This window comes from Candidatus Spongiihabitans sp. (assembly GCF_965247905.1).
In the GTDB taxonomy this organism is placed as follows: Bacteria; Pseudomonadota; Gammaproteobacteria; order Arenicellales; family Poriferihabitantaceae; genus Spongiihabitans.
On record NZ_OZ252047.1, the window covers coordinates 2,381,040 to 2,404,484 of the forward strand.

Sequence of the window (23,445 nt, forward strand, 5' to 3'; positions counted from 1 at the left end):
CGGTGACACTATTGCAATGGAAATCATGTTGCAATTTCAAAAGATATTCAACGACCTAATCAGAAAGAGCCTCCAATAATTGGGATGTTTCAAAATTAAGCAAAAATTCAGCATAATAATTTTCAAAAACATCTGCCACATAATCCTGCAGTTCAATCCCGTTTCCTCCTTCTTTTTCAATCGTATATTTTTTGTTCTTGCTGATCACGTACAAAAATAAAGTATGAAAGTAAACTGATGATAAATAACGGTTTCGTGCAAAATTGATTCGCTCTTCGTTACCTTGTTTAGCGATAAATTTCTTTAACGCATTGCTATCCATATTGATATAAACAGCTTCCAATTTATCCCCTCCTACGAGCAGCTGTACGACTGTGTCGGCATTAAATGCCATTCCAGATTCATCCATTTGTTCCCAAGTTTTACTATCAGGTTCATCTTGTGATTTAGATTCTATAACTTTATGAAGTGTTGGTAATCCAATATTTTTCGTTTGATCTTTTCGGGGCTTCTTGGTTTGATTTTGAGTATCCATAACTTTAACCCAGAATATTTGCGTCCGATCATCATCAACAGGACTTGTCAGCGTTGCTTGAATCTTTATTGAATTGCCCACCTCTACTTCTTCGCTTGATTTGATGTGTAGTCTGATAGTGCCATTATTTGGGCTTGACTTTGCTACAGACAATAATTCACTTATGTCTGTAGGTTGAGGTTTTCTGTTTCCTCCATTTTGGCTATTGCTATAATCTAAAAGTGCTATCTTTAGTTCCCCTGGTTCCTCTATCCGATCAAAATAGTCATCTTCAACATCCGTATTGAATTTGATAGTGCTTTCAGTGCCCTTAGGAATTTGAATTACAGGGAGTTCGCCATTTTTTTGCTTTGCGTTGATGCTAAAACTAGAGGGGTATCGCTTTCCATCAAAAGAAGACTGTTCTTTTTTTGATGACCGTTTCTTTGATGTATCATTCTTTTTGTTTTTAGATTTTTTTATATCGTCTAAGTTTAAAGTCTGCTGTAGCAATTTTGTTAAGTCAGGATTAAGGGGTAAGTTTTTTCCCAAATCTTTAAGAATTTTATTTTGATCACCATCACCGCTAGTAATCTTTGATCTGAATTCGTTGTATATTTCCTTTAACTGACTCCTTTTTAGTATGTCTGCTAACTTCTTACGCAATTCTGATGATTCTTCTCCGTCTTTCATTCTGTCCCGAGATGCCATAAAAAGTTCGTTTCGGAAACTTGGATCCAATTTTGAACAATCAACATGAATTAATAAATATTCTTTTAGTAAGTTGAATTTGAGTGATCTTGAAATAAACTCATTGGTATAATGCCCATGAACTTGCCCGTTCACAGAAAACAAAACAGACATGTTATTTTTGAAGAACTCTCTACGTATAGTTCCCCGGGTTTCTTTGCTTCCTTTATTATCCGTCTTGAACTTAAAGACATAACATGTAATTTTAAAACCTCCCCAATCAGACACTTCTTCTGAAAAATGCTTGTAAATATATTTACTATCATATTCATCTTTTTCTAATCGCCTCTTCAATCCATACAATGATCTTTCTGGATTTATATCACGCGGGTAGCGTTCATTGTTATCAATCGTAAAGATAGGCAGTGCTGGTTCAAATAGATATTCATTAATGCTTTGATTTAAATCTCGGGAAATAACTGATCTTGAACCAGGTGGAAGTTGATATGAGTAAAGTTTCAATAATGTTCCTGTTGTGAACTGTCTTCCTCTAAGTCCCAAATCAATTTCTTGTATGTCAAATCTAGGAACTTGATTTTCAATCGAAAAATATTCGTACCAGGTGTTTTTATACTTATCTACTTCTGATTTAGTTAATGGATGCTTCCTAACAATGGTGAAGCCAAAAGGTCCACCATCGAAACGTTTTGAAGCAATGAGTTGGTATCGTTTGCTCCCACAAAATACAATTGCTCCAGAGCCGCCCATATTATATTTCCCTTGTACGAAAGGAATATCGTTTTTGTTGCCTCTCAGTAAAGAAAGTAACGTGTCGCTGAAATCATCAGGATGTTGACCTTCCCCATTATCATAAATAACTAAAGAAGTTTCTTTTCTAGGACCATGGGCAATAATCTGTATATCTTCTGCTTGCTTATACTGATGTTGGGATATGTCCCAGTTCTTATTGTTCGGGAAAAATTTCTCAACGGCTTCATTAATTGATTTAGGAGCGGCACTTGATCTGGGATCAATATCCTCTTCATAACATCGCCTCATCAGTGTGGCATCAATTGAATTTGTTATTTTTTCAATCAACGCAGCAATGGGATGTGCTTGCTGGTTTTCAACTACCCCAAAGTTATTTTCAAGATCGCCGTAGGGTCTCCAGTTTTCTTGAGAAGACATTACTTTTTGATTAGAGATGATGCAATCGACATCACTCTCGGTTGCTGCTAGGTAAAGATCCCAAAATAATTTTTTAGTATCCATTTCCGAATTCTTTTATTTGTTGCCTTTTTTCGTATTGCATACGGCGCATAATGTTTGACCGTTGTCTATCTCTCTACTCCTCATCCCCGCAAAAGCGGAGCACCAGAGGGAATGAAGGCAATCATCTTAGTATTACCGCTAACCGTCAAGAGGGGTAGGGAATAGCTAGCCTATCTTCGGTGCTATGTCTTATGTAGCGGACTTTGTGTATTAGTGCTTCCATAGCCAGTCTTCTATAGTATCCCATGCCAAATCAGCAATGTTCTCTGTTCGTTTCCTTATCAACTCTTCGTTCCAGTCATCAACATCGCGCATAGGGTCTAAAAATTGTAGCCTTTCTCCACCTTGTAACATTTCCTCTACTTGCTTTCTGAATTTGGATCCTTTTTTATCTGCTTCCATGAATATATTTTTTAATCCATCTTTTGTTTTTTCGGTCAATGCCATGTAAAAAAATCTCTTTTTCTTCCACCCTTCGTTTCCAATACTCGCATTTTCCTTCCTGGGCAGCAGGAGCAGATTGCCTAAGGTATGTTTGGTATATTGATTTTCGTAAATGGCACTATTCCATTTGTCCTCACCAGGGTTTGCTACCGGTGCCACATGTTCCAAAGTGGAAAGATTTTTATCTGTCCATTTTTTGTAGTTCAGGTATTCATTTTCTTCGGCTTGGCGGATATTCTTCCGTGTCCACAATCCTCCAGATATCGGGTCGGCAGCTGCACCATCTGCGGCGGCAAGCAACATGAATCTTGCAAGAGGTTGAGATTGAGCTGCCAACTGGGTTTTGCGAACTTCATTAATCCAGTCTTGTTTGCTGGATACACCGGGAACTTTCTTTTTGAGTTGACCACGCAACGCTACCTTAAGATTCTCTACACTCCATAAAGTGTTTTCCCCCTCAAGTCCTGTTGATAAAGGGTCGCCTTCAAATTCTAATTCTAATTCTGCTGGTGTCTTCTCCATCAGTGAACGCAATACGCTATCAATACCCGCTGTTCCGCCTGTGGCAGCCCTCCGAATAACAATAAATGCAGTCAGTGCCTTCAATGCCTTTAAAAAGTTATCTTCCTCTTTTGCCTGCTTAGATTGGGACCAGTATCGGCATAAAATAGGGATAGCTAGACTAGTTTTCATGTCCGCAATGAATCTTAGACATAACTGAATTTCATCTCTGTTTGTCGGAGAGAACTGTGCTTTGTTCTTGTCAATGCCTTCTTTATCCCAGCAATGATGCCTGAAGGTTGCTACTTCAGCTAGAGATTCTATAAAAGGGTTTTTTGCTTGCTTAGGAATTTTTAGATAGCTATTTCTAAGATAAATTCTCTGGACACTCAGAGATTTAGAGATCTTCTCGCCTTCAATATAGAGAGCAAATAATACGACAAGCTCCTTTGACTCATTTTGTCGCTTTACGGGGTCTTCTGAATGTACATGTTCCATGATTTGATCGTACGCATCGGGATTATATTCAGGTCTAGTATCATTAAAGCCCCCTCTATCAAACTTTATGGTTAGAGGTTTTAATGTTTGAATAGCAGTCAGTGGCTCTCCTGTCGTATTCAGAGAATCAAAAATATCCAATGCAACATTATCATTCTTCGTTTCAACTCGAGTAAGCACGACGTATCTTGTTAAATAAGATGCAAATAGTAGTAGGCGAACAAGAGGTTCAATTTGATTATTTGTAGATACAAATGATAATGCTTTTCCCTTAACCCTTTCGCTACTAAAAGTATTCGTTTTCCCAAACAACTCCTTTACACCAACTTCTGCAAATTTCTTTGCTTTGACGTACCGGAATTCCGTCCCATCCTCTGTGTCACTATCTTCCGATGAAGCAGATAATTTTTCTATTTTTTCTTGAATGTACTTGTAGTTTTTGGACAATGCTTCGGACAATTTTTCATCAGGCTGGGGAAATTTGTGGCCCCCTTCTCCATTAGAGCTAGAAGCTCGATAGTATTTAGAAACACCTTTTAAGAATTTTGCGATAGCGGAATGGTAATCTGAATCACCCCCTCGCCCACGCTTGTCTTTCTGCTCCTCTCGCACAATCCTTGGATAAGGATGTACTCCGTCACGTCCAGATAGTTGACCTATAGCACATTCATGCAGGTGATTTAACTGGTAGTCCGTCTCTTTCTTTATCCAAATTCCGATTTCGTCAATAAACTTTGGATCATTAACCTCGGGCAATATTTCATCTAATTTAATGGAAACATTTTCAATCAGAGCGCAGGCAATAAGCACGAGAGTTGTTAGCCTTTGTTGCCCATCCACTACTGATAAAGATACTGCATCAAAAGTGGATTCTACATCCTTTTCCTTTTCTACAACTAAAATAAGGGTCCCAAGAAAGGTAAATGATTCATCGCTATTGTTATTATTTTTATTATCTTTACTCTCTGATAAACGATAAAACCCATCTAAACAGTCAGCTATAAGGCGGTTTATGTGTTCGTGTCCCCAGTCATAGTCTCTTTGGTAACTAGGAATTCTATAACCAGCCGAATCATTATGGCATTTCATAGTTTCATAAAAACTTGATACCTCTGCTTTGAATATATCTGTCATTGACTATGTCCCTTGATTTTTTCTGTTTCAGAATCAGTATTTACAAACTACAAATCAAACACGCCTGATCTTCAGGATCATCATCTTCGGCCACACGAAGTATATCTTGCCAACGCTCCGGCAAAGTCTCTGTACTAGCGACAATCCCCCTCTCTTTCTCTCTCTTTTCAGCTTTAGCCACTAACTCATCCACTGTTCCCTGCGATGACCAAGTATACCCATGACCACCGGCATCAACCTCTCCATCCTTCCAGTCATATTTCTTGCGAACTTGCTGCTCAAACGCCTTAGCTTTTTCAAATAATTCAGGGTGATTTCTTTTCAGGCCAAGCCATTCATCTTGACGCTGGAAGAAACAAAAATAGCAACCCGACCGCGAACGCCATTTATAATATTCGGGAATACCTACGGAGTCTTCCAAAATATTAAATATATCATCACGCACCAAGCCGTCATAAATAAAGGGAAATACCGCCTTAATGGTTGCTTTGTGACTTATGTACCCTTCTCGGTTTTCATCGGCTCTTATGCCAATATAAGTAATTACCGGGTCATCGCCAATAAATTCCTCAAAGGGCTTGATTTTCATCACCCGAGTACACCATCGCTGTTTAGCTGATGGCAGGTACTGATTTTGGACTTTCAACCAGTGTTCAAAAGGTTTTCCGCTACTAAGCCTCGCTATCTCTTTGCCTAAATATGCTTCCAGTTTATCAAGAAAATCATACACCTCCTTAAGCTCGGCACCCGTATCAGAGAAAAAGTATTCCACCCTCTGGTGTATATCGGGATAACGACTCTTGATATAAATTGCCAGGGCCGCACTGTCTTTACCGCCAGATAAACCTAAAACATGACGAGATTGAGTATCGCCTTGAACGGTCTGCATAGTTGTCTTTTTAGCCATGTTTAACCTGTCTTATCTTTGCGGGAGTTGCCTTCTTTCTCCTACTAGAAGACGACGCAACTCTATCAGTTAAGAACTCATTTACTAACTCGGCTAGTACCGCTAACTGTAACTCACTATTCTTATGCTCACACAACACTTGCTTTAGCTTTTCTTTTACATCCTGTATGGCAATATGGTGGGAATGTTCTATAACGACAGCTTCATCAACTAGTTTCCCTCCTTTTTTAAGCGATTTAAGAAAGATAACGTCAAAATCGCCGCCAGTCTTTATAGCTCTTTTATCATAGTGTAACCGTAAAGTTTCCAAGTCTAGGATTCTCTCGGCGAAATAGCTAAGTTTCACATCGGCTTCGCCGTGGTCTGTATCGGTCCACTTTGCCGACGGCTTTTGCCCTAAAAACATCAAGATATTTTCCAGCCAATTATCATTGTCTCCATCAGGTTTGGTCAAGCGTTTGATGAACGCCTTTAAGCCATCAACATCCACGGTGTACTGCTCTAATCCCTCGTAACGACTGGATTTACGCCGTAAATCCGCAAGAGATCCATTTTTATCCATGTGAAATGCTTGCAACAACATCTTGATTTGCTGCTTAATCATATTGGGGTAAGCAGATTTTAGTTCTTGCAAGGACTCATTTAGGGCACTCGCAAAGCCTTCCAGATTGGGTTGTTTCTTTTTCAATTCCTGCTCGTAACCTAACGCTTCAGGGATACCCTCAAACAGTAGATTCTCCGGGGATTTGGCAAGGTTAAACGCATCTCTGATTCGCTTTGCTCTATCGCTAATTTCAACACTTTTTGTTTTTTGCGTATATGGTTCTAATCCACCTATCCATTTTGCTAAGGGACGCGCTAGTTGAACGATAGTCAGTTGATTACCCGATGCAACAACTTTGGAATACTCTTGATATATCGACGCCCTCAAGCCGGAAATTCTAAATCGCTGAAAAGTGAACTCGTCAGGCCGTTTCACAAAACGTTCTATCATCTCCTCGGTAAAGAATGGTCGGTAGCGGCGTTCTTCGTATAAGGCAAGTTCATGCTGATAAACTATATACACGGCGATGTATATTATTGGCAAGATACCTGCCTTTACTCCGTAGGGTGGAGCCATTAGTAGCTGATTTAAGCTGGTCAGGGATTTTGCTTCATCTTCCGTGCTATCCAGGAATTCATCAATTCGTTGCCAAACAGAAAATAAAGTCGAATTCTCTGGAGGCACAACAAACCGCATTGTGTCCGTATTGTGAACACCCGTTGCACGCAGAATTGAACGATAGATAGCCTTCTCAGGGGGGAATTTTTCTATCCCTAGGTCAACTTTATCTTGGTGATTAAGCATCGCTGAAAGGAGTTTGTTCCTGGCGGCTGTGGCTTGAACTGATGGCCTGTCTCGGTTAATTAATTCATTATGTAGCACTGGTGCTTTACTATACGCTTTTTTCAATATCGAAGATAAATTTTCTTGGAAGTTGCGTTTACGAGTAACGGCAAGTTGCTTCCCGCGATTAAACCAAACAGTTTCTTCCGGGTTATCTAGTAAACTTTGAAGTATTGCGCTTTCTGATTGCTCCGCCGCAGTCAACCGGTCTTCAAATTCCCGTTTTGCAACCGGATCACTATTAAGCTCCTGTTTTGTAATTTGCACCATCCGAAGCGCTAACACCTCGGCTGTCGCTTCCCGCAACTGCACACCATTCAAGCACAAACCGACTAGATCCAAATTGGAATAATTATTCGTAACCTGCTCGTTAAATATTCTCTCATCGTCCTGTGCAGATGCCAAGAAGAAAATTATTCTAGGGGCATCCACCTGATTTGGTGTTTTCTTAAAAGTTTGTGCGTCAACAAATTCAGGAACGAAGTAACGTAAAGCACCACTCTCGATTGTGTAGCGTCTAGCAACAACAGACATTAGAGCCTTCTGCTCATTGAGCACCGTTGCCAATGGGAATTCACCGAGGTTATTCAGTTCTTCTTCAACGGCATTCTCTAAGTCGAAATCACTGCCCTGCCAAACACGATATTCGCCACTAAACCGACGATATGTAATTACTGATTTATCTACGAGTGCTTTGATAACACTAGACACATTGATGCCAGTTTGCACACATGTTTTCAATATCGCTTTAGAAGGCTTCAAACCACCTTTAATGCCGATGATATTTAGAATACCTATCGTTTTAAGCAAACATATTTGCTCTTCGGGAGCATCACCTAATCGCCCCAGTGATATAACTACTTCAGCCCAACGTCTATGGGTTGTATAGTCACCGAGAACTGCCGGTTGATTAGTAATAAAATAGTCGTATATATGATGTGGATAAACCCACGAATCTATGGAATCAAGACGCGACAGCATATCTTGCAAACCATACTCCTCATGGCTACCTAAATAACTAAATAGTGTTCTCTCGTTTTGCGCTACTTTTTGGCAAAGCATCGGCAACAATATCGCGCTCACCGGGTGCAACGGATAGGAATTGCATAGTAAGTCTGTAGCAGACTTTTCATTCAAAACACCAGGCACAGCCTCTTGCTTTATCAGCATTTTAACGATCTCTGATGTTTGTTTTCTGAGTTTAGATTTTTCTTCTGTTGAAAAATGATATTCAAAAGCAGCACCAACTACCCTCAGCACTTGCTCTGCTGATTCCAGAAATGGGACTTCTTCAAATCTGCCCTGAACTTTTGACCATTCATTTTTTAGGCTCTCACCCAGCCCTTTCGCATATTGCTCAAAGGATTGATGTAACAGAACAAACAGAAAAAGTTTGCGATCGCTCTTTGCACACGCCTGCTCTGCCAATGCTTGCAGAAGGTAAATATCATTAGCGCCATAATGACGCGCCTCGTATTCCAAAAATTTGCCCAACTCATCTATAACAAGGACAATGCCTTTACAGCCGGTTTTTAGTAACGCAGTCTGTAATTGATTCACTAGGTCAATGAGAGCAGTACTAGTCACGGATTCACTTCCACGCGCATCTGAAAGCAGTTTGATAATTTTTGGATTTTTACCTTTTATCGTCGTCCAGTACTGTTCCGAAACCTGTAATAATCCCTGCAAAATACACTTCCCCATTGCTTGTGGAGAACCAGTAATCAATACTTTGAGATATCCCTTTGTGCCTTTTGTTTCTTTAGTAAAAACTTTAGACAAATCCGGTGATGCTGATTTAAGAACTTTATAAGCCGCTTTTGTGGCCACTACATCAGGAGACGACAGTAATTGCGATGAAAAATTTTGACTGGCAGATTTACCCGCGCCATAAGGACCCACTATTGACCATGCTCTTGGTGCTTGTTTGTTAGTGAAGCCATTACTAATCTGATCAAATAATTTAAGTGCTCGGGTGGTGGGAATATAGGCCCGAATAACCTCTATGGAATCCGCATCTCTCTCCAGATTGACCGAGCGGGTATAATGCGTTTTTATCCGCACTTTTCCCAGCATACTCATGCCGCTTTTCTCTTTTTGGTTGTTGCATAGTGCTGCGCAATGAACGTGAAAGGTTCTACTTTTTCTGACCGATACAATTGATGCTGTCCCGCCGTATCTCTTATCTCAAAAATACCAGGGATATAATCTACCAATCGTTCCAATTTTGCGACTAATCCATTTTCCGTTAGACGAAATACCGAACCTGGCGCGGGGAATTCATCGCGGCTGTACATTAAATCTTCAATCGGCAACGCAACGACACCTTTAGCTGCAAACATTTGGCAAACTGCAAACCCAAAAATGCCTAAAGGCAACTGTGAACGTGCTTGAGGAATAGATTGGTAACTGCGGCCACTCGCCGATTGAGATACCAGTTTTAACAGTGCAAAAGGTGAGTCAAGGGCATCTTCTATAGGTGTGCGCGTATTACTTTTTGACCGGCTGTACATTTTGGGGAGCAATAGTGCGTCATTCTTTAAGGTACTGGGGGATGGTTTTTTTCTGTTGTGTACTCGGTCATTCACATAATCAATCAAAGCCGTGGTCAGTTGCTGACCGGTAAATTCGGGCTTGTGGTAACGATTAAAAAACCAAAACCATGACGTAGCCAACTCGGCATTTGTCGCTAATAACCAATGTAGCAACCAAATGGTTGCCTCATCTTCCAAATAGGGGTCAAATCCTCTCTTGCTCAAGAGATGCTCGCCCAAATCTGTTGGCTTGCCAGTGTCAGAGTCAATCATCTGGCAGGCCCTAAGCCAATATTTGATTGCCGCCACCATATTCTTGCCGACACCCAGCACAACCGTGGCATCCTCGGATTTGAAGATTTTAGAGTTTTTTACAACCGCCTGAAAACCTTTAGAAAGCCAGCCATAACGGAGCGCAAAGGTCTCATGCCGCCCGAAAGCCATGCTTTCTGCATTAAACTTCATTAGCACTCCCTTTTGTACATTGTCATCTAATATAATCGGTGTCAATGATAACTCGTTCACTATCGTCTGTATCCATTTTTAGCACCTTCAGTGACATATTAACACCTTAATAGACTACAAAACACACACTCCGACCCAGAAGAACCGCCCAAAAAATAAACATCTACGAGAATCTGCGGATTTAATCAATGAGCAAAACGCGCCCTGATGAAAAAATTATATATTCCCTCATACGAAGAAATCGCGATGAAAATCACGCCGCCTCCACCCGTGCCGCGCAAAACTTGAACTCGGGGATTTTTCCGACTGGGTCCAAAGCCGGATTGGTCAGTGTATTGGCGGCCGCTTCGGCATAGCAGAATGGAATAAAAATCATGTTGTCGGGCACAGCGGTATCCGCTCTGGCAATTAATTCGATGACACCCCGGCGTGTCGAAACTCTGATTTTTGCGCCCGGTGCAACCTTCAAATCACGCAGCGCCTGAGGGGAAATTGTGGCTATCGCTTCGGGTTCAATCTGATCCAACACTTTGGTGCGGCGGGTCATGGAGCCGGTGTGCCAGTGTTCCAGTTGCCGTCCGGTGGACAGGATCATTGGATATTCATCGTCCGGCAATTCGTCAGGCGAAACCAGATTCACCGCAATAAGCTTTCCGCGTTGGTTGGCCGTAGGAAAACCATTTTCAAATACAATATCATTGCCCGGTTTATCCGCTGCATCGCACGGGTAGGTGACCGCGCTTTCCGCTGCCAGGCGATCCCAGCTAATGTTATTCAATGACGGCATCACTCCGGTCATTTCTGTAAAAATATCCCGTGGATGGGAATAGTTCCAATCCAGATCAAGACGTTTTGCGATTTCCTGAGTAATCCACCAATCCTGGCGGGTATCTCCGGGGAGTTCTAACGCGCTTCGACCCATCTGCACCTGGCGGTTGGTATTGGTCACCGTGCCATCTTTTTCCGGCCATGCGGATGCGGGCAGGACAACATCCGCATAAAACGCAGTTTCGGTTAAAAACAAATCCTGCACCACCAGATGATCCAGTTTCGCCAATGCATCCCTGGCGTGTTGCACATCGGGATCCGACATCGCCGGGTTCTCCCCCATGATGTACATGCCCGATATTTTGTCATCGTGAATGGCATCCATAATCTCTACCACGGTTAATCCGGCCTGAGGCGCCAGTTTCGCACCCCAGGCATCCTCGAAGCGCGCGCGCAGATTATCCACCTCAACTAACTGATAATCCGGCAACATCATCGGAATCAAGCCCGCATCCGAAGCTCCCTGCACATTATTTTGGCCGCGCAATGGATGCAGCCCGGTGCCGGGCCGACCGATCTGGCCGGTGATCAAGGAAAGCGCGATCAGGCAGCGCGCATTGTCGGTGCCGTGAACATGCTGAGAAATTCCCATGCCCCAGAAAATAATCGCAGCTTTGGCTTTTGAAAAAGTGCGTGCGATCAGGCGCAAAGTTTCTGCATCGATTCCGCAAATCGATTGCATCTTCTCTGGAGAAAAATCTGCGATATGTTTCTTTAGGTTTTCAAATCCTTCGGTATGTTGCTCGACATAATGTTGATCGTATAGATTTTCTTCGATGATGGTGTGGAGAATTCCATTGAGCAGTGCCACATCGGTGCCGGGATTAAACTGCAACATATGGGTCGCGTGTCGTTTTAAAGCGGTGCCTCGGGGGTCCATTACGATCAATGTGCCGTGTTTCGCCGCCTGCTTGAAAAAGGTCGCCGCTACCGGGTGATTGCCTACCGGATTGGCACCAATCACAAGCACACAATCCGCATCTTCTACTGTATTAAAGGGCGCCGATACCGCGCCCGAACCGACGCCTTCCAATAGCGCGGCGACCGATGACGCATGACAAAGCCGGGTGCAGTGATCGACATTATTGGTGCCAAAACCAGTGCGTACCAGTTTTTGAAAAATATAGGCTTCTTCATTGGTGCATTTCGCCGAACCAAAACCCGCCAAAGCATTGCCGCCGTTGTCATGTCCATCACGGATTTTTTTCAATCCGCCAGCGGCAAAATCCAACGCTTCATCCCAACTCGCTTCCCGAAAATGCGACAAAGGATTGGAGGGATCGAGGTCGATATCCCCGACCTTGTTGTTTTTATCCACACGGATAAGCGGTTTGGTCAACCGATGAGGATGTTTCACATAGTCAAAACCGAAACGACCTTTAACGCATAGCCGATTGCGGTTGGCCGGCCCGTGCTTGCCCTGAACCGCAATAATTTCATTGTCCGCAACCTGATAGGTTATTTGACAACCCACGCCACAATAGGGACAAACACTGTCAGTCTCAGTCAGTGGGTCAGCCAGTGAATCAAACTTCCCTACGCCATTTTCATCCACCAAAGTGGCTTCCATCAACGCACCGGTCGGGCAAACCTGAACACATTCGCCGCAAGCCACGCAAGTGCTCGCGCCCATGGCATCATCCATATCAAAAACAATCTTCGAATTGTGTCCGCGAAAAGCCATGCCAATCACATCATTAACCTGCACCTCGCGGCAAGCGCGCACGCACAGGTTGCATTGAATGCATGCATCCAACGCGACATGCATGGCCGGATGACTGGTGTCCGCGGCCGGAATGTCGGGCGCGGCGCGTGCTTCAAACCGACTGCCGTGCACCGCCATCGCATCGGCCCATTGCCACAGGCGCGAGTCGTGTTCGTGCGCAACTTCGCGGGTTGGCTGATCGGTCAGCAACAATTCCATCACCGTGTCGCGGGATTTTTTCGCACGTGTGCTGGTCGTGGAAACCACCATGCCCTCGCTCGGCTGACGCAAGCAAGACGCCGCCAACACGCGTTCGCCCTCAATCTCCACCATGCACACGCGACAGTTACCATCGGCGCGATAATCCGGCTGCGGCGCGTAACATAAATGTGGAATCTCCACGCCGCTACGCTGCGCCACCTGCCAGATGGACTCACCGGCGCAGGCTTCAACCGGCTTGCCGTCGAGGGTGAAAGTGATCGTATTATTCACTGTTAATTATCTCGTTAAATTTTTTAGTGAAAACGTTTCATGTCTTCCGCCAGAATTTCCATTGCATCCGATAGCTGTTCCAACCTTAATGATTTGAAGTTTTTGTGTATTGGACGATTAATGTTCCTTTCACCTTGCAATAGTGTGATGATGTTTAATTCGCATGAAAAATATGATTGCAAAGTTCGCGTCGAATAGCTTCCGTAGATTGGTTTTGTCAATTCGCTATAATCCCCGCCGAGTTGGCTTTCTAACTGAAATAAATAACAAGATAAATTCGGGTATTGGGTCTGCAGTAAATCGAAATCTATCAAGATGCGCTTAATCATTGCATTCTCGGCAAACGCTTTGCACTCTATGCCAATCACAAATTTTTTATTGACATAAATATGCTTATCAACCGAAAGTTTATAAACATAGTTAACTATATTTTTCTTGATGTGATTTACCACTTCATCATCTTTTATTCGATTGAGGTACGATGGTTTCATCGGTATAGAAACTTTCTTGGAGTTAATCTCCAAATTATCAGGATTACCGCCGATGTTTTGCCACGCAATACGCGCAATGTTTTCGCTGATGTGCTCTTGCAACCGTCCCTTCGCCATGCGGACGAATCCACCGTATGCACGATCTTCGCTTTCCCGTGCATCTTTATCAATAACTTTTATAACTGCATCGTAATCACTGATGATTTGTTTCAATTGTTCTGAAATTGTCATTTTCATGTACCCAAGTTTTCTGCGATTCGTTGTTCGGCAGTTTTGCAGTATTCGTTCGAGCAATCTATGCCGAGATATTTCCTGCCAAATTTATGGGCGACTAATGTGGTCGTGCCAGCACCGTTAAACGGATCGAGCACCACATCACCGCGAAAACTAAACAACTTTAATGCCCGCATCACAAGTTGCTCAGGAAACATCGCTGGGTGTCTATATTGTTTCATTTTATGTTCGGGGGCAATTGACCATTTCGCATTCACCCAACTTTTAAACTCATCATCGCTGATATCGTTGTTTTCTTTGGAGCCACATTTTTTTAAGTCGCCTTTGCAAAAAACCTCCAAAAATTCCCATGTGTATTTAAGATACGGGCTGGCCGGGCTGCTCCAACTTCCCCATGCGGTGTATTTGCAATTGTAGTTGTTCTTTTCCCATAAAATTTCGCCTTTCCAAATCAGCCCTTTGTCAATGAAAAACTTGCTGATAATGTGATGGGTTGGAATGTAATCCGAGAACAATGGTGACACATTAACAACGATTCGTCCACCGTGCTTTACCACCCGAATACATTCATCAAACACCTCGAAAAGTTTGTCGAAATAGGCATGCCATGTATCGGTATCGACATGCCCGCTGTAATCCAGTCCAAAGTTATACGGCGGGGAAGTGACTACAATATCAATGCAGTTGTCGGGCAATTTCTGCAACAGTTGTTCGCTGTTGCCGCGGAGTATTTTATTGGTATATTGCTCTGGCAGTTCGTTATTCTCGCGCGGAAATTCTTTCGCAAACGCCTCATAACCCAAACGCTTTCGCTCTTTGATTTTACGGTTTTTAACTTTGCGTTCGGCGTTAAAACCTTCATAGATCTTTTTTCCGCCACGCATGGCAAAACTTCTTTTTGATGGCTTTGAATTCACTCCAAATCCTCCGGAAAATATTTCAAAACACAGTTTATCGGATTGCCGGCGGCTTGTCCCAAACCGCAAATGGACGCATCGGCCATGACCGTGCTGAGTTCGGCGAGCAAACCAATGTCCCATTTGGGTTTGGTCATAATCTTGACCGCTTTTTCGGTGCCGACCCGGCACGGCGTGCATTGTCCGCAACTTTCATCTTCAAAAAATCGCATCAAGTTCAACGCGACCTCTTTCATGTTGTCGTGGTCGCTGAAAATCACGATGGCGGCGGAGCCGATGAAGCAACCGTGTTCTTGCAAGGTGTCGAAATCGAGCGGGATGTCGGCCAATGATGCCGGCAGGATTCCGCCGGATGCGCCGCCGGGGAGATAGGCTTTGAACGCGTGACCATCGCTCATGCCGCCGCAATACTCTTCGATCAATTGGTTGGCACTAATGCCGGCCGGGGCGAGTTTGACGCCGGGATTTTTGACTCGTCCGGACACCGAAAAACTTCGCCAACCTTTGCGTCCGTTGCGTCCGGCATCAGCGAACCAGTCCGCGCCTTTCTCGACGATGTCGCGCACCCAGTGCAATGTTTCCACATTGTGTTCCAGAGTCGGGCGACCAAACAAACCAACTTCGGCGACAAATGGCGGGCGGTTGCGCGGCAGTCCGCGTTTGCCTTCGATGGATTCGATCATCGCCGATTCCTCGCCGCAAATATACGCGCCGGCGCCACGGCGGATAATCAACTCGGTGTGTTTTGCCAAACCCGCGGCGCGAACTTTTTCCAACTCGGCGTGCAAAATCGCGCGCACCGCCGGATATTCGTCTCGCACATAGACATAACATTTTTCCGTGCCCACCGCCCACGCCGCGATCAACATTCCTTCAATGAAACGATGCGGGTCGGTTTCCAAATAATGACGATCCTTGAAAGTGCCGGGCTCGCCTTCGTCGGCATTCACCGCCATCAAGCGCGGCGCGTCATAATCGCGCACGATGCGCCACTTGCGACCGGCCGGAAATCCGGCGCCGCCGAGTCCGCGCAATGCGGAATCATCCAGCGTTGAAATAATTTTTTCGGCGGTGTGTTTTCCTTTCACGCAATCGGCCAGCAACTGGTAGCCGCCATCTTTTTTGTATGCCACAAAGTCAATGAACTTCGGAATCTGCGCGTGCGTGTTTCCACTGCTCACCGCCTCAAGCACGCTTTCTTTGGTCGCATGACAAGCATGAAAATGCCCGACCTCGGCAACCGGCGCAGTCTCGCACCGCCCCATACACGGCGCACGCACAACCCGCGTGTCCGCCGGCTTCGCCGCATTCAACTGCGCAATCAACTCCTCCGCCCCCGCCAGTTGACAGGCGATACTGTCGCATACTCGAATAGTCGTGGCCGGCGGTTTCGCCTCGCCCTCCTTAACGATGTCGAAGTGCGCGTAAAATGTGGCGACCTCATACACCTCGGTCATGGACAATTTCATGATGTCGGCCAGCGCAGCCAGATGTTCACTCGACAAGCAACCGTACCGATCCTGAATCAGGTGCAGGTACTCGATCAACATATCCCTTTGCACCGGCCGCTCACCAAGCTGATGGTCAAGCAAGGCGCGAACCTGCACCAGCGCAGCAGCGTCAACCTGACGGCCTTTGGGAAGCGCGCGGGATTTCTTGCGGCCGCGACCGGGGTGGCCGCGCTTCATCGCGACATGTTTAACAACATGCTTAACAACGCTCATGTCAATCGAATTCTCCAGTCCATTAGGACCTCAGGTATTGTTTTGTCTTTCGACTATTGTACTCAATTTCAGGCGCTGCATACCGCACTAAATATCCATCTGAATTGCCGCCGCCGCAGGCTGCCTGGGTTCAGTTCGGCGATTTGGCCGGCGATTTGGCGGCGCCTTACAACCACTCTGTGGATAATGATTGTTGCCCTACTGCTCGGCCCCCGCGCACTTCCCCTCATTCCAGCAGTCTGTGCGCCACTGCCGCGGCGACGCCTGTCCAGATAGCCCCCAAGCGCCGAGCGCTTTTTGTTTTGCGAATGCCTCCGCATCGTAACTGGCAGGATCCCTAATCCATGCGCTGATTGCATTAAGCTGTTCATCGCGCGGCAACCAACCCCAACCATTCTTAATCATTTCGAGATTGATGTTGGTCCTGCCTTTGAATATGTGGCAGACCATGCGCCCGTACCAATCTATTTCATAACACTCGGCGACAACCGCATCGCCAACGCTCACAAGATTTTTCAGCGCCTCAGTCGCGGCTTTCCCGCCAGGCTGTCCGGGTCGAAAAGGAATTGTCTTACACTTGCATCCGCGAGGCGTGAACTCAGTATGCTCAATTTCCGGCGTATCCATATCGGAAAGCCGTATCTTAAAACGCGCCTTATGCGCGCCTTCCAAGGTTACGCTATCTCCGTCAGCGATATTTTTTATGGTCGCCGCCAACACAAAATTGACCAGAGACTGCCTTGAGGAATCATCAGGCGAAGTATCCTCTGATGAGATATTGACAGATAGCGCCAACTGCTCAAGAGGTGCAAATTCGGTTCGTTCCTGAGCAAATACAACGGATGCTGCAAAAGCGGCTAATGATATAAATACAGCGGTTCTAATAAACGAGATTTTCATTATTGCCCTAAGTGCAAAGTCTGGTTTTGCTTGTCTAGTCGCCCGGCTCAAAACGAAGACCCCGGCTGTTCGAGAAAAGCCTGTTCCTTATCGCTTGAGTGACGTTGCAAAATCCGGTTGCGATGAAGCATCAGTTCTCTAACACTTCATATAAACTTTCCTTGAACCTGTTTTCATCTTCATTGTTATAGAATGGCACGCCTATCAGCCTGTATTTTTGCGTCTCTCGTTCAGTCTTGAATTTCAATGTCTTTCCCTTGAATTTTTTAGTGATATTTTTAAGAAACGCCTGTTTCCATTTATCATGTTTTTTCAGGTGCTTGCCTTTAGGCTCAATAAATATCTGATAAGTTAACGTATTCCCGTTTTTCTCCCGCAGGAACAGAACAAAATCAGGCTCGAATGGCCGCCCGTCGGAAAAACTGAAAATCTTGAAATGCCTTTCATTGCGGACAAGATATATTCCATCATAATTCTCCTTTAGCGTGTCCATCTGGCGAGCAAGCATTCTGACAAATGCCTTTTCCTCGCTGGTGCCGTAATTTGCGTTGAAAACATACCAGCCCTTATCAGAGACAAACTGCTCATCGCCGTTGGCTCTTTCACTGCCTTTAACCAGTTTAAAGAACCTTTTCCGAAAAGATAGAATAAACAGCATTCGGCTTGAAATCTTCCGTGCCTCTGTATTCTGTCATACGCTTACGCACTTCCAATTCAATCTGACCAAGTAGTCCTATCATCGCATCAAGCTGCGCTTTATTGGATAAAACATCAAGTTCAGCCAAATCTCCTGAAAACGTAATTTCCAGTCCACCCAGATAATCATCCGCTTCCACAAATTCCCGCACCGATGCAACCTGGGGAAAATACTTCTTGATGGAACGAAAAGTAAAAAACGGCTGCCGGGCAATGGCATTACCAACAATGTGTCTGGGAATTTCCGTAATTTTCATATCCTTTTGCACTGCTTCGGCGACTTTGCCGACCTTTTCATTATCGCCTAACAATGTACCGATTGCTCCCCTGCCGCTCGCTATTTTGTGTGCATAGCTTTTCTTGCTGACACCCATATCCGCAAGCGACCTGACATATCCATAGTTATTAGTAACTCGCTCATTGATATAGATTAGGCCGCCCTTGTAAAATTCTGTTTCCTTAAAAGAATCTTTTAGTTGAAGCGATTTGCTGACCTCCAGTTCATCCATCATCCCTTCATCAATCAAAGCAGTGCGAAGCTCTGCAATATAACGGGAATCATTTATGCTGTGATAGTGCAGTTCTTCCAGAACCCGCATTTCATCCGCCAGGTTATTGTCAAATTTTCGCCGGAAACGATCATTTTGTTGGCTGGTCACAAACGGAAAATAGCGCGCCCCGCGACCGATAAGCTGGGCTTCGGCGGTGGTTGTCTTACCGGGCTTGTCCGCCTTTGAGTCACGGGTTGTATAACAGCGGACAATGTCAAACAGGTTAAGGACATCCCACCCTTCGTTCAGTTTTTGCACTGCAAAGACCGCCCGGATGCGGTTGTCTTTATCCTCCAGCGTGTTAAGCAGAATCTGCTGGACCTCCTTCTCTTTTTCCTCGTTCACCGAAATGCAGCGGCTCTCTTCAAATTCCTTGCGCAGTCTTTCCGCCAGTTGTGTTGAAGTGATGCCGTTGCTCTCGAAAAACTCAAAAGCTTTTTTCACCAGCGGAATATCGGATTTATCGCGTATCCGCTTCACGTCATCTTCGATCAGGTTTTCAATCAGTTGGTGAAAGTTAGCCTGGTTTTGCTGTGACTGTGCAATGGTCTTTTGCGCCTTGAACAATATGACCGGCTTTAAGTTGATGTGGTGTTTTGCCGCCACTTCTTGTTTATACTGGCTGAGAATCAGCGCCTGCATGATGCGCTCTTTTTCCTCGAAATCCGCTTGAACGATATAAACATCCTTGGAATAACCGTCATTGCGGAATTGCCGCAGATCGTAACGGTAAATTACTTTGTTCCGATATTTTTTAACAATGTTCTGATGAGCGTAATCCAACGTAGCGGTAAATTCCAACAGCAGGTTGTCTTCGTTTTGTTCAAAGATACGCCGAACCGTTCCTTCCCAGTTTAATTCTTCAAAGTCTCGCTGAGATTTTGTGCCGACATTGATATGGTGCGCCTCATCCGCCAGCAGCACGATTTTGTTGTCCTTGAAATCTTCGTAAGTAACGGCGTTTTCCTTTTCGGTTGTCAAATCGGAATGCAGTTTTTGAATGGTGGTAAAACAGATGTTGATGTCGTTCTCGTTGATGCCCTCAAAGTTGACCACCGGGGTCACATTCACATGTTTTGCGCCGAAGCGGATATTTTCTCTGAAAAGAAACTTGTTTGCCAATGGATTAAGAAAATTATCTCTTGTTTTTTCGATGATGTTGGTGGAATTGACAAAAAACAGGAAATTCCGATAGCCCCTCTCATACAGGTAAAGAATCAGTCCCGCCATAATCAGCGTCTTGCCGCTGCCGGTCGCCATATTGAACAGAAAATGCAAGGGCCATTCCTTGCTTGGAAAATCAGCATCAAGGCAGCGAAAAAAGCGCGCGAATGATTCCACCTGATAGGGGCGCAGTTCAAACTTTGGATTCAGGTTATCTTTTAGATATGACGGGATTTCCTTTTTCAAGAAACCCATATCAGAAACAGAATCGAGCCTTTCATACAGAAACTCATCCGCCATTATGCGTCCACTCGGTGTATTGTTTTGTCCGCCATCGGCCGCTTTTTTCGTGCATCGTTACCCCAACACGCTTGGAGATAATCTGCTATCGTTTAGATTGTGCGCGAGAATTCCGCCAAGCAAGCAATTGCCGAAATAGGGCGCTAACTACGCCAGAAAGCCCCAGTGGGCGATACCGATATAGCCTTGCCAAGTTGCAATGCCAGCCACAGCAATCAGGGCGATGCCCAGCAAAGTGGCGCCGTTAATGCGCCTCCTGTCATTGGCAAGTATTTTGTCCTGGCCGTCCGCGCGTATCTTTTGTTCTTTTTCTGCCATAGCCAAGATGCGGTCCGCCGCGCCCGGCATAACTTGATTATACTTAGCGAAATCCTCGGGCTGCGGTAATGGGCCGATGAAGGTTTGCTCAATCCGATAGTCAGCAACCAATTTTTGCGCCACTTCCTCGCGCTGTTCATCGGTAAGATCATGGATAAATTCCACCACCTTCTTTGGGGGAGCATAGATTGCCCGATGCTGTCCGATTTTGGTTTGCTGTGGATGGGGATGATTTGGAGCGTTTTCCTTTTTTACGCATGGGATTCAATCGACAGCCGTCGTGCGACTTTTTTGCTTCTGTTTCTCCAGATTAACCGCTTTGCGAAAATCCTCGCGTATGCGATGTCCGTCGCGGATGCGCGCCAGAAAACCGTAGTCCGTTTGATGCAACGGCAAATCTTCCGGTGGGGTGAACGCATCGGCAAAAGCATCAAAAAAAGTCCGGTCGCGAAAATCCTCGGGTACACAGAACTCGCGAATATGGGTGGAAATGGGTTCTCTTGTTTTAGTGGTCATGGGGTTGATTCTCTCGTGTTGTCCTTCGTGTGGGAAAACATTCTGAAGTATTATAGGCTATTGAGCGTGTAATTGTTGCACCGCCGCAAAGCGAAAAATGCGGTTGCAAGCGGCTACTTATCATTTTAGGGTATTTCCGAACATTTTCAAGCATTTTCTGGTCACCGGTCTACTTATACGGACTTGCCATCCGCTCTTTTTCATAAAACAAGACCCCAACGCGCCGTACATGTTCCAGCACATCGGCATCGTCAATCTGCTTCAATAGCGACAAATCCAGCATGTGGGGTAGCAGCAGTTCATCTATATCATCCAGAATTTTCGATACATGCCGCAAAGTCATCTCGCCGTTGTCGCAAATCGTCAAATCGATATCCGAGCCGTTTTTATAATTACCTTTGGCGCGAGAACCGTATAACAATATTTTTTCAACTTGTGGATAACAGGCGAACACGGCGCACATATCCTGTACAACCGATTGCGGCAAACCGTGTTTTATTTTGTTCATTGACGCGGTTTCACTGTAATTGTTTCAGTTTGTTTTGGAATAAAGGAGTCCGGCTACGCCGGACGGCATATTCCACTGGATTGCCCGGAACAAGCCGGGCAATGACAAATTATAGGCAATGGTGAATTGAGAGGACAAAGGCACGTTGAGACGCCAATGGTAAATAATTGTCACGCGTAGCGTGACTCGTTTGCGGCGTAGCGCGATAAAAGGAGTCCGGCTACGCTGGAGCACATTTTAGTGTCACGCTTTGCATGACACTTATTTACCATTGTCCCCCCAGCCCGTCATTCTCGCCGCAGGCGGGAATCCAGTTGAAATATGTCGTCCGGCGTAGCCGGACTCCTTTGAAAGAGTGTGAGTTTCGCTTCAATATGCGCCACGAAAATAGGTGTCAATATCTGCTAAAATCTATCCGAAATCGACCGCTTAAAGTATCTTGAACCTTATTATAAGTGCGTGAAGTTAGATTTCGTTTTTGATCATGTCCATCCATACTTCGCCGTTTTCTATCACCCCTTCCCTGAAAGCGATGCGCGTGGCATCCACTGAACCGTGTATGCCCTCAATGCCGCTATCCTTGAAGTAATCTTTTAATGTATTCCATGCCAGTTCGTGCGTATATTCAAAACCCTGGATCAAGCCTTGCGCCTCCAATTTTGACAACCGACGCTGCTGCGCCAGTTCAACCGCCTCTTTCAATTCGGCAAAGGCATTGTCGAAATGAGCGAGCCTTTGAATCCAGCGAATATCTTCGCGCATCACAACTCTCCGTAAAATTCCCGATTTAATTTTTTGTCTTCTTTTCCGACCGCAAAATTTTTATCGTCCATTTCCGAAAGATTGACATAGAGTTGGTTTTTGTTCCGCAGTTCCGCCAGCAGTTTCTTTTGTTTGTCCAGTCCGTTTTCGGTTTTGCCGATCTCGATAAAATCATTGACCGCTTGTTCCGGCATTTCCGAATTCACATACCAGTTCAGGAAGGAGTTTTCTGCAATATCTTGCCAGAGTTTGACAAGCACTTTGGATGACTTGGCGGCCTGGATTTTGTCCATATAGGTTTCATTAATTCCCCAGTAAATTCTATCATCTTGGTCCAATTTTTCAAATTCATCTTTTGGCACATCAAATTGTTTTGTGAAGCTCTTTCCACTTGGAGAAGTTATTGTATAGTAATTTTTGTGATTAGGATTAGAAGACTCTTCTTTTCTGGAAATACTTCCATCTTTGTAGTTTTCTCATCATCACAATGCACAAAAATCACGCCATCATTCCTCAACAACTCCCTCGCCACATCCAGTCGGTTCTTTATAAAAGTCAACCAACTCGAATGGTTGAAATTATCGTTGTAACCAAAACTGTCATTGCCGGTGTTATACGGCGGATTAATATAAATCAGTTTCACCTTGCCGCGGAACTGCCTTTTCAACGTATGCAACGCCAACAGGTTATTCCCTTTGATAATCAGGTTTTCCCGGATTGTGCCGTTTTCATCCCGCTTGATTTTCGTAACCTGCCGCTTGCCGTCAACCGTGTAACGTTTCCAGTTGGTCGATCTTCCACGCCCGCTCAATCACCGCCGCCCTAATCAGATTCCCGTCATCGTCAACAAAACGGGCATCCGCTTTAAGCAATTCAACCAGTTTTTCGTTAAAATTCCTCGCCATATCGTTTTCTTTGTTATGTGATTTCTTTTCCACTCAACGCTTCGCATCACTAGCTACGGGAAGTAGAGGGAGGAATAAGCGGTGTTTT

General features: G+C 44.8%; 20 protein-coding genes and 1 pseudogene. All 21 read right to left on the bottom strand.

Going from position 1 to position 23,445, the window contains the following annotated elements:
* Nucleotides 1–55: 55 nt before the first annotated feature.
* Nucleotides 56–2,476, bottom strand: a complete 2,421-nt coding sequence (locus tag ACP158_RS12360) for a hypothetical protein (RefSeq protein ID WP_424946425.1) — start codon at nt 2,474–2,476, stop codon at nt 56–58.
* 12 nt (nt 2,477–2,488) lie between these two features.
* Nucleotides 2,489–2,560 (bottom strand): HNH endonuclease, encoded by a 72-nt coding sequence (locus ACP158_RS12365; RefSeq protein WP_424948465.1) that lies wholly within the window; start codon nt 2,558–2,560, stop codon nt 2,489–2,491.
* Nucleotides 2,561–2,686: 126 nt separating this feature from the next.
* A complete protein-coding gene (locus ACP158_RS12370) occupies nt 2,687–5,053 on the bottom strand; it encodes a DUF262 domain-containing HNH endonuclease family protein (RefSeq protein WP_424946426.1) in 2,367 nt (788 codons plus the stop codon).
* A gap of 40 nt (nt 5,054–5,093) precedes the next feature.
* Nucleotides 5,094–5,960 carry a phosphoadenosine phosphosulfate reductase family protein gene (locus tag ACP158_RS12375; protein WP_424946427.1) on the bottom strand — a complete coding sequence of 289 codons (867 nt, stop codon included), beginning with the start codon at nt 5,958–5,960 and terminating at the stop codon, nt 5,094–5,096.
* Nucleotides 5,953–9,429, bottom strand: a complete 3,477-nt coding sequence (locus tag ACP158_RS12380) for a hypothetical protein (RefSeq protein WP_424946428.1) — start codon at nt 9,427–9,429, stop codon at nt 5,953–5,955. Before ACP158_RS12380 ends, ACP158_RS12375 begins: the two co-directional genes overlap by 8 nt.
* The gene (locus ACP158_RS12385) at nt 9,426–10,391 is read right to left on the bottom strand and encodes a DUF4007 family protein (protein ID WP_424946429.1); all 966 of its coding nucleotides are present in this window, start codon (nt 10,389–10,391) and stop codon (nt 9,426–9,428) included. The genes ACP158_RS12380 and ACP158_RS12385 overlap by 4 nt, the downstream gene beginning before the upstream one ends.
* A gap of 208 nt (nt 10,392–10,599) precedes the next feature.
* The gene (gene fdhF, locus ACP158_RS12390; protein ID WP_424946430.1) at nt 10,600–13,371 is read right to left on the bottom strand and encodes a formate dehydrogenase subunit alpha; all 2,772 of its coding nucleotides are present in this window, start codon (nt 13,369–13,371) and stop codon (nt 10,600–10,602) included.
* Nucleotides 13,372–13,394: 23 nt separating this feature from the next.
* On the bottom strand, nt 13,395–14,093 hold the full coding sequence (locus ACP158_RS12395) for a restriction endonuclease (RefSeq protein WP_424946431.1): 699 nt from the start codon (nt 14,091–14,093) through the stop codon (nt 13,395–13,397).
* A gap of 2 nt (nt 14,094–14,095) precedes the next feature.
* Nucleotides 14,096–14,980, bottom strand: a complete 885-nt coding sequence (locus ACP158_RS12400; RefSeq protein WP_424948466.1) for a DNA-methyltransferase — start codon at nt 14,978–14,980, stop codon at nt 14,096–14,098.
* A gap of 29 nt (nt 14,981–15,009) precedes the next feature.
* Nucleotides 15,010–16,737: an NAD(P)H-dependent oxidoreductase subunit E gene (locus tag ACP158_RS12405; protein ID WP_424946432.1), complete on the bottom strand. Its 1,728-nt coding sequence runs from the start codon at nt 16,735–16,737 to the stop codon at nt 15,010–15,012.
* A 198-nt stretch (nt 16,738–16,935) separates the two neighbouring features.
* Nucleotides 16,936–17,637: a thermonuclease family protein gene (locus ACP158_RS12410; protein ID WP_424946433.1), complete on the bottom strand. Its 702-nt coding sequence runs from the start codon at nt 17,635–17,637 to the stop codon at nt 16,936–16,938.
* 130 nt (nt 17,638–17,767) lie between these two features.
* Nucleotides 17,768–18,295 (bottom strand): hypothetical protein, encoded by a 528-nt coding sequence (locus ACP158_RS12415; protein WP_424946434.1) that lies wholly within the window; start codon nt 18,293–18,295, stop codon nt 17,768–17,770.
* Nucleotides 18,258–20,348 (bottom strand): DEAD/DEAH box helicase family protein, encoded by a 2,091-nt coding sequence (locus ACP158_RS12420; RefSeq protein WP_424946435.1) that lies wholly within the window; start codon nt 20,346–20,348, stop codon nt 18,258–18,260. The genes ACP158_RS12415 and ACP158_RS12420 overlap by 38 nt, the downstream gene beginning before the upstream one ends.
* Before the next feature lie 147 nt (nt 20,349–20,495).
* The gene (locus ACP158_RS12425) at nt 20,496–20,831 is read right to left on the bottom strand and encodes a DUF2335 domain-containing protein (protein ID WP_424946436.1); all 336 of its coding nucleotides are present in this window, start codon (nt 20,829–20,831) and stop codon (nt 20,496–20,498) included.
* Between the two features lie 99 nt (nt 20,832–20,930).
* On the bottom strand, nt 20,931–21,182 hold the full coding sequence (locus ACP158_RS12430) for a hypothetical protein (protein ID WP_424946437.1): 252 nt from the start codon (nt 21,180–21,182) through the stop codon (nt 20,931–20,933).
* Between the two features lie 169 nt (nt 21,183–21,351).
* Nucleotides 21,352–21,690: a nucleotidyltransferase domain-containing protein gene (locus ACP158_RS12435; protein ID WP_424946438.1), complete on the bottom strand. Its 339-nt coding sequence runs from the start codon at nt 21,688–21,690 to the stop codon at nt 21,352–21,354.
* A gap of 24 nt (nt 21,691–21,714) precedes the next feature.
* On the bottom strand, nt 21,715–21,864 hold the full coding sequence (locus ACP158_RS12440) for a hypothetical protein (RefSeq protein ID WP_424946439.1): 150 nt from the start codon (nt 21,862–21,864) through the stop codon (nt 21,715–21,717).
* Between the two features lie 291 nt (nt 21,865–22,155).
* A complete protein-coding gene (locus ACP158_RS12445) occupies nt 22,156–22,452 on the bottom strand; it encodes a nucleotidyltransferase substrate binding protein (RefSeq protein WP_424946440.1) in 297 nt (98 codons plus the stop codon).
* The gene (locus tag ACP158_RS12450; RefSeq protein WP_424946441.1) at nt 22,452–22,814 is read right to left on the bottom strand and encodes a hypothetical protein; all 363 of its coding nucleotides are present in this window, start codon (nt 22,812–22,814) and stop codon (nt 22,452–22,454) included. Before ACP158_RS12450 ends, ACP158_RS12445 begins: the two co-directional genes overlap by 1 nt.
* A gap of 80 nt (nt 22,815–22,894) precedes the next feature.
* A pseudogene (locus ACP158_RS12455) lies at nt 22,895–23,242 on the bottom strand (DNA methyltransferase); the annotation flags it as partial.
* Entirely contained in the window at nt 23,217–23,390 is a 174-nt protein-coding gene (locus ACP158_RS12460) for a hypothetical protein (protein ID WP_424946442.1), read from the bottom strand. The pseudogene ACP158_RS12455 and the gene ACP158_RS12460, both read right to left, overlap by 26 nt.
* Between the last annotated feature and the right edge of the window lie 55 nt (nt 23,391–23,445).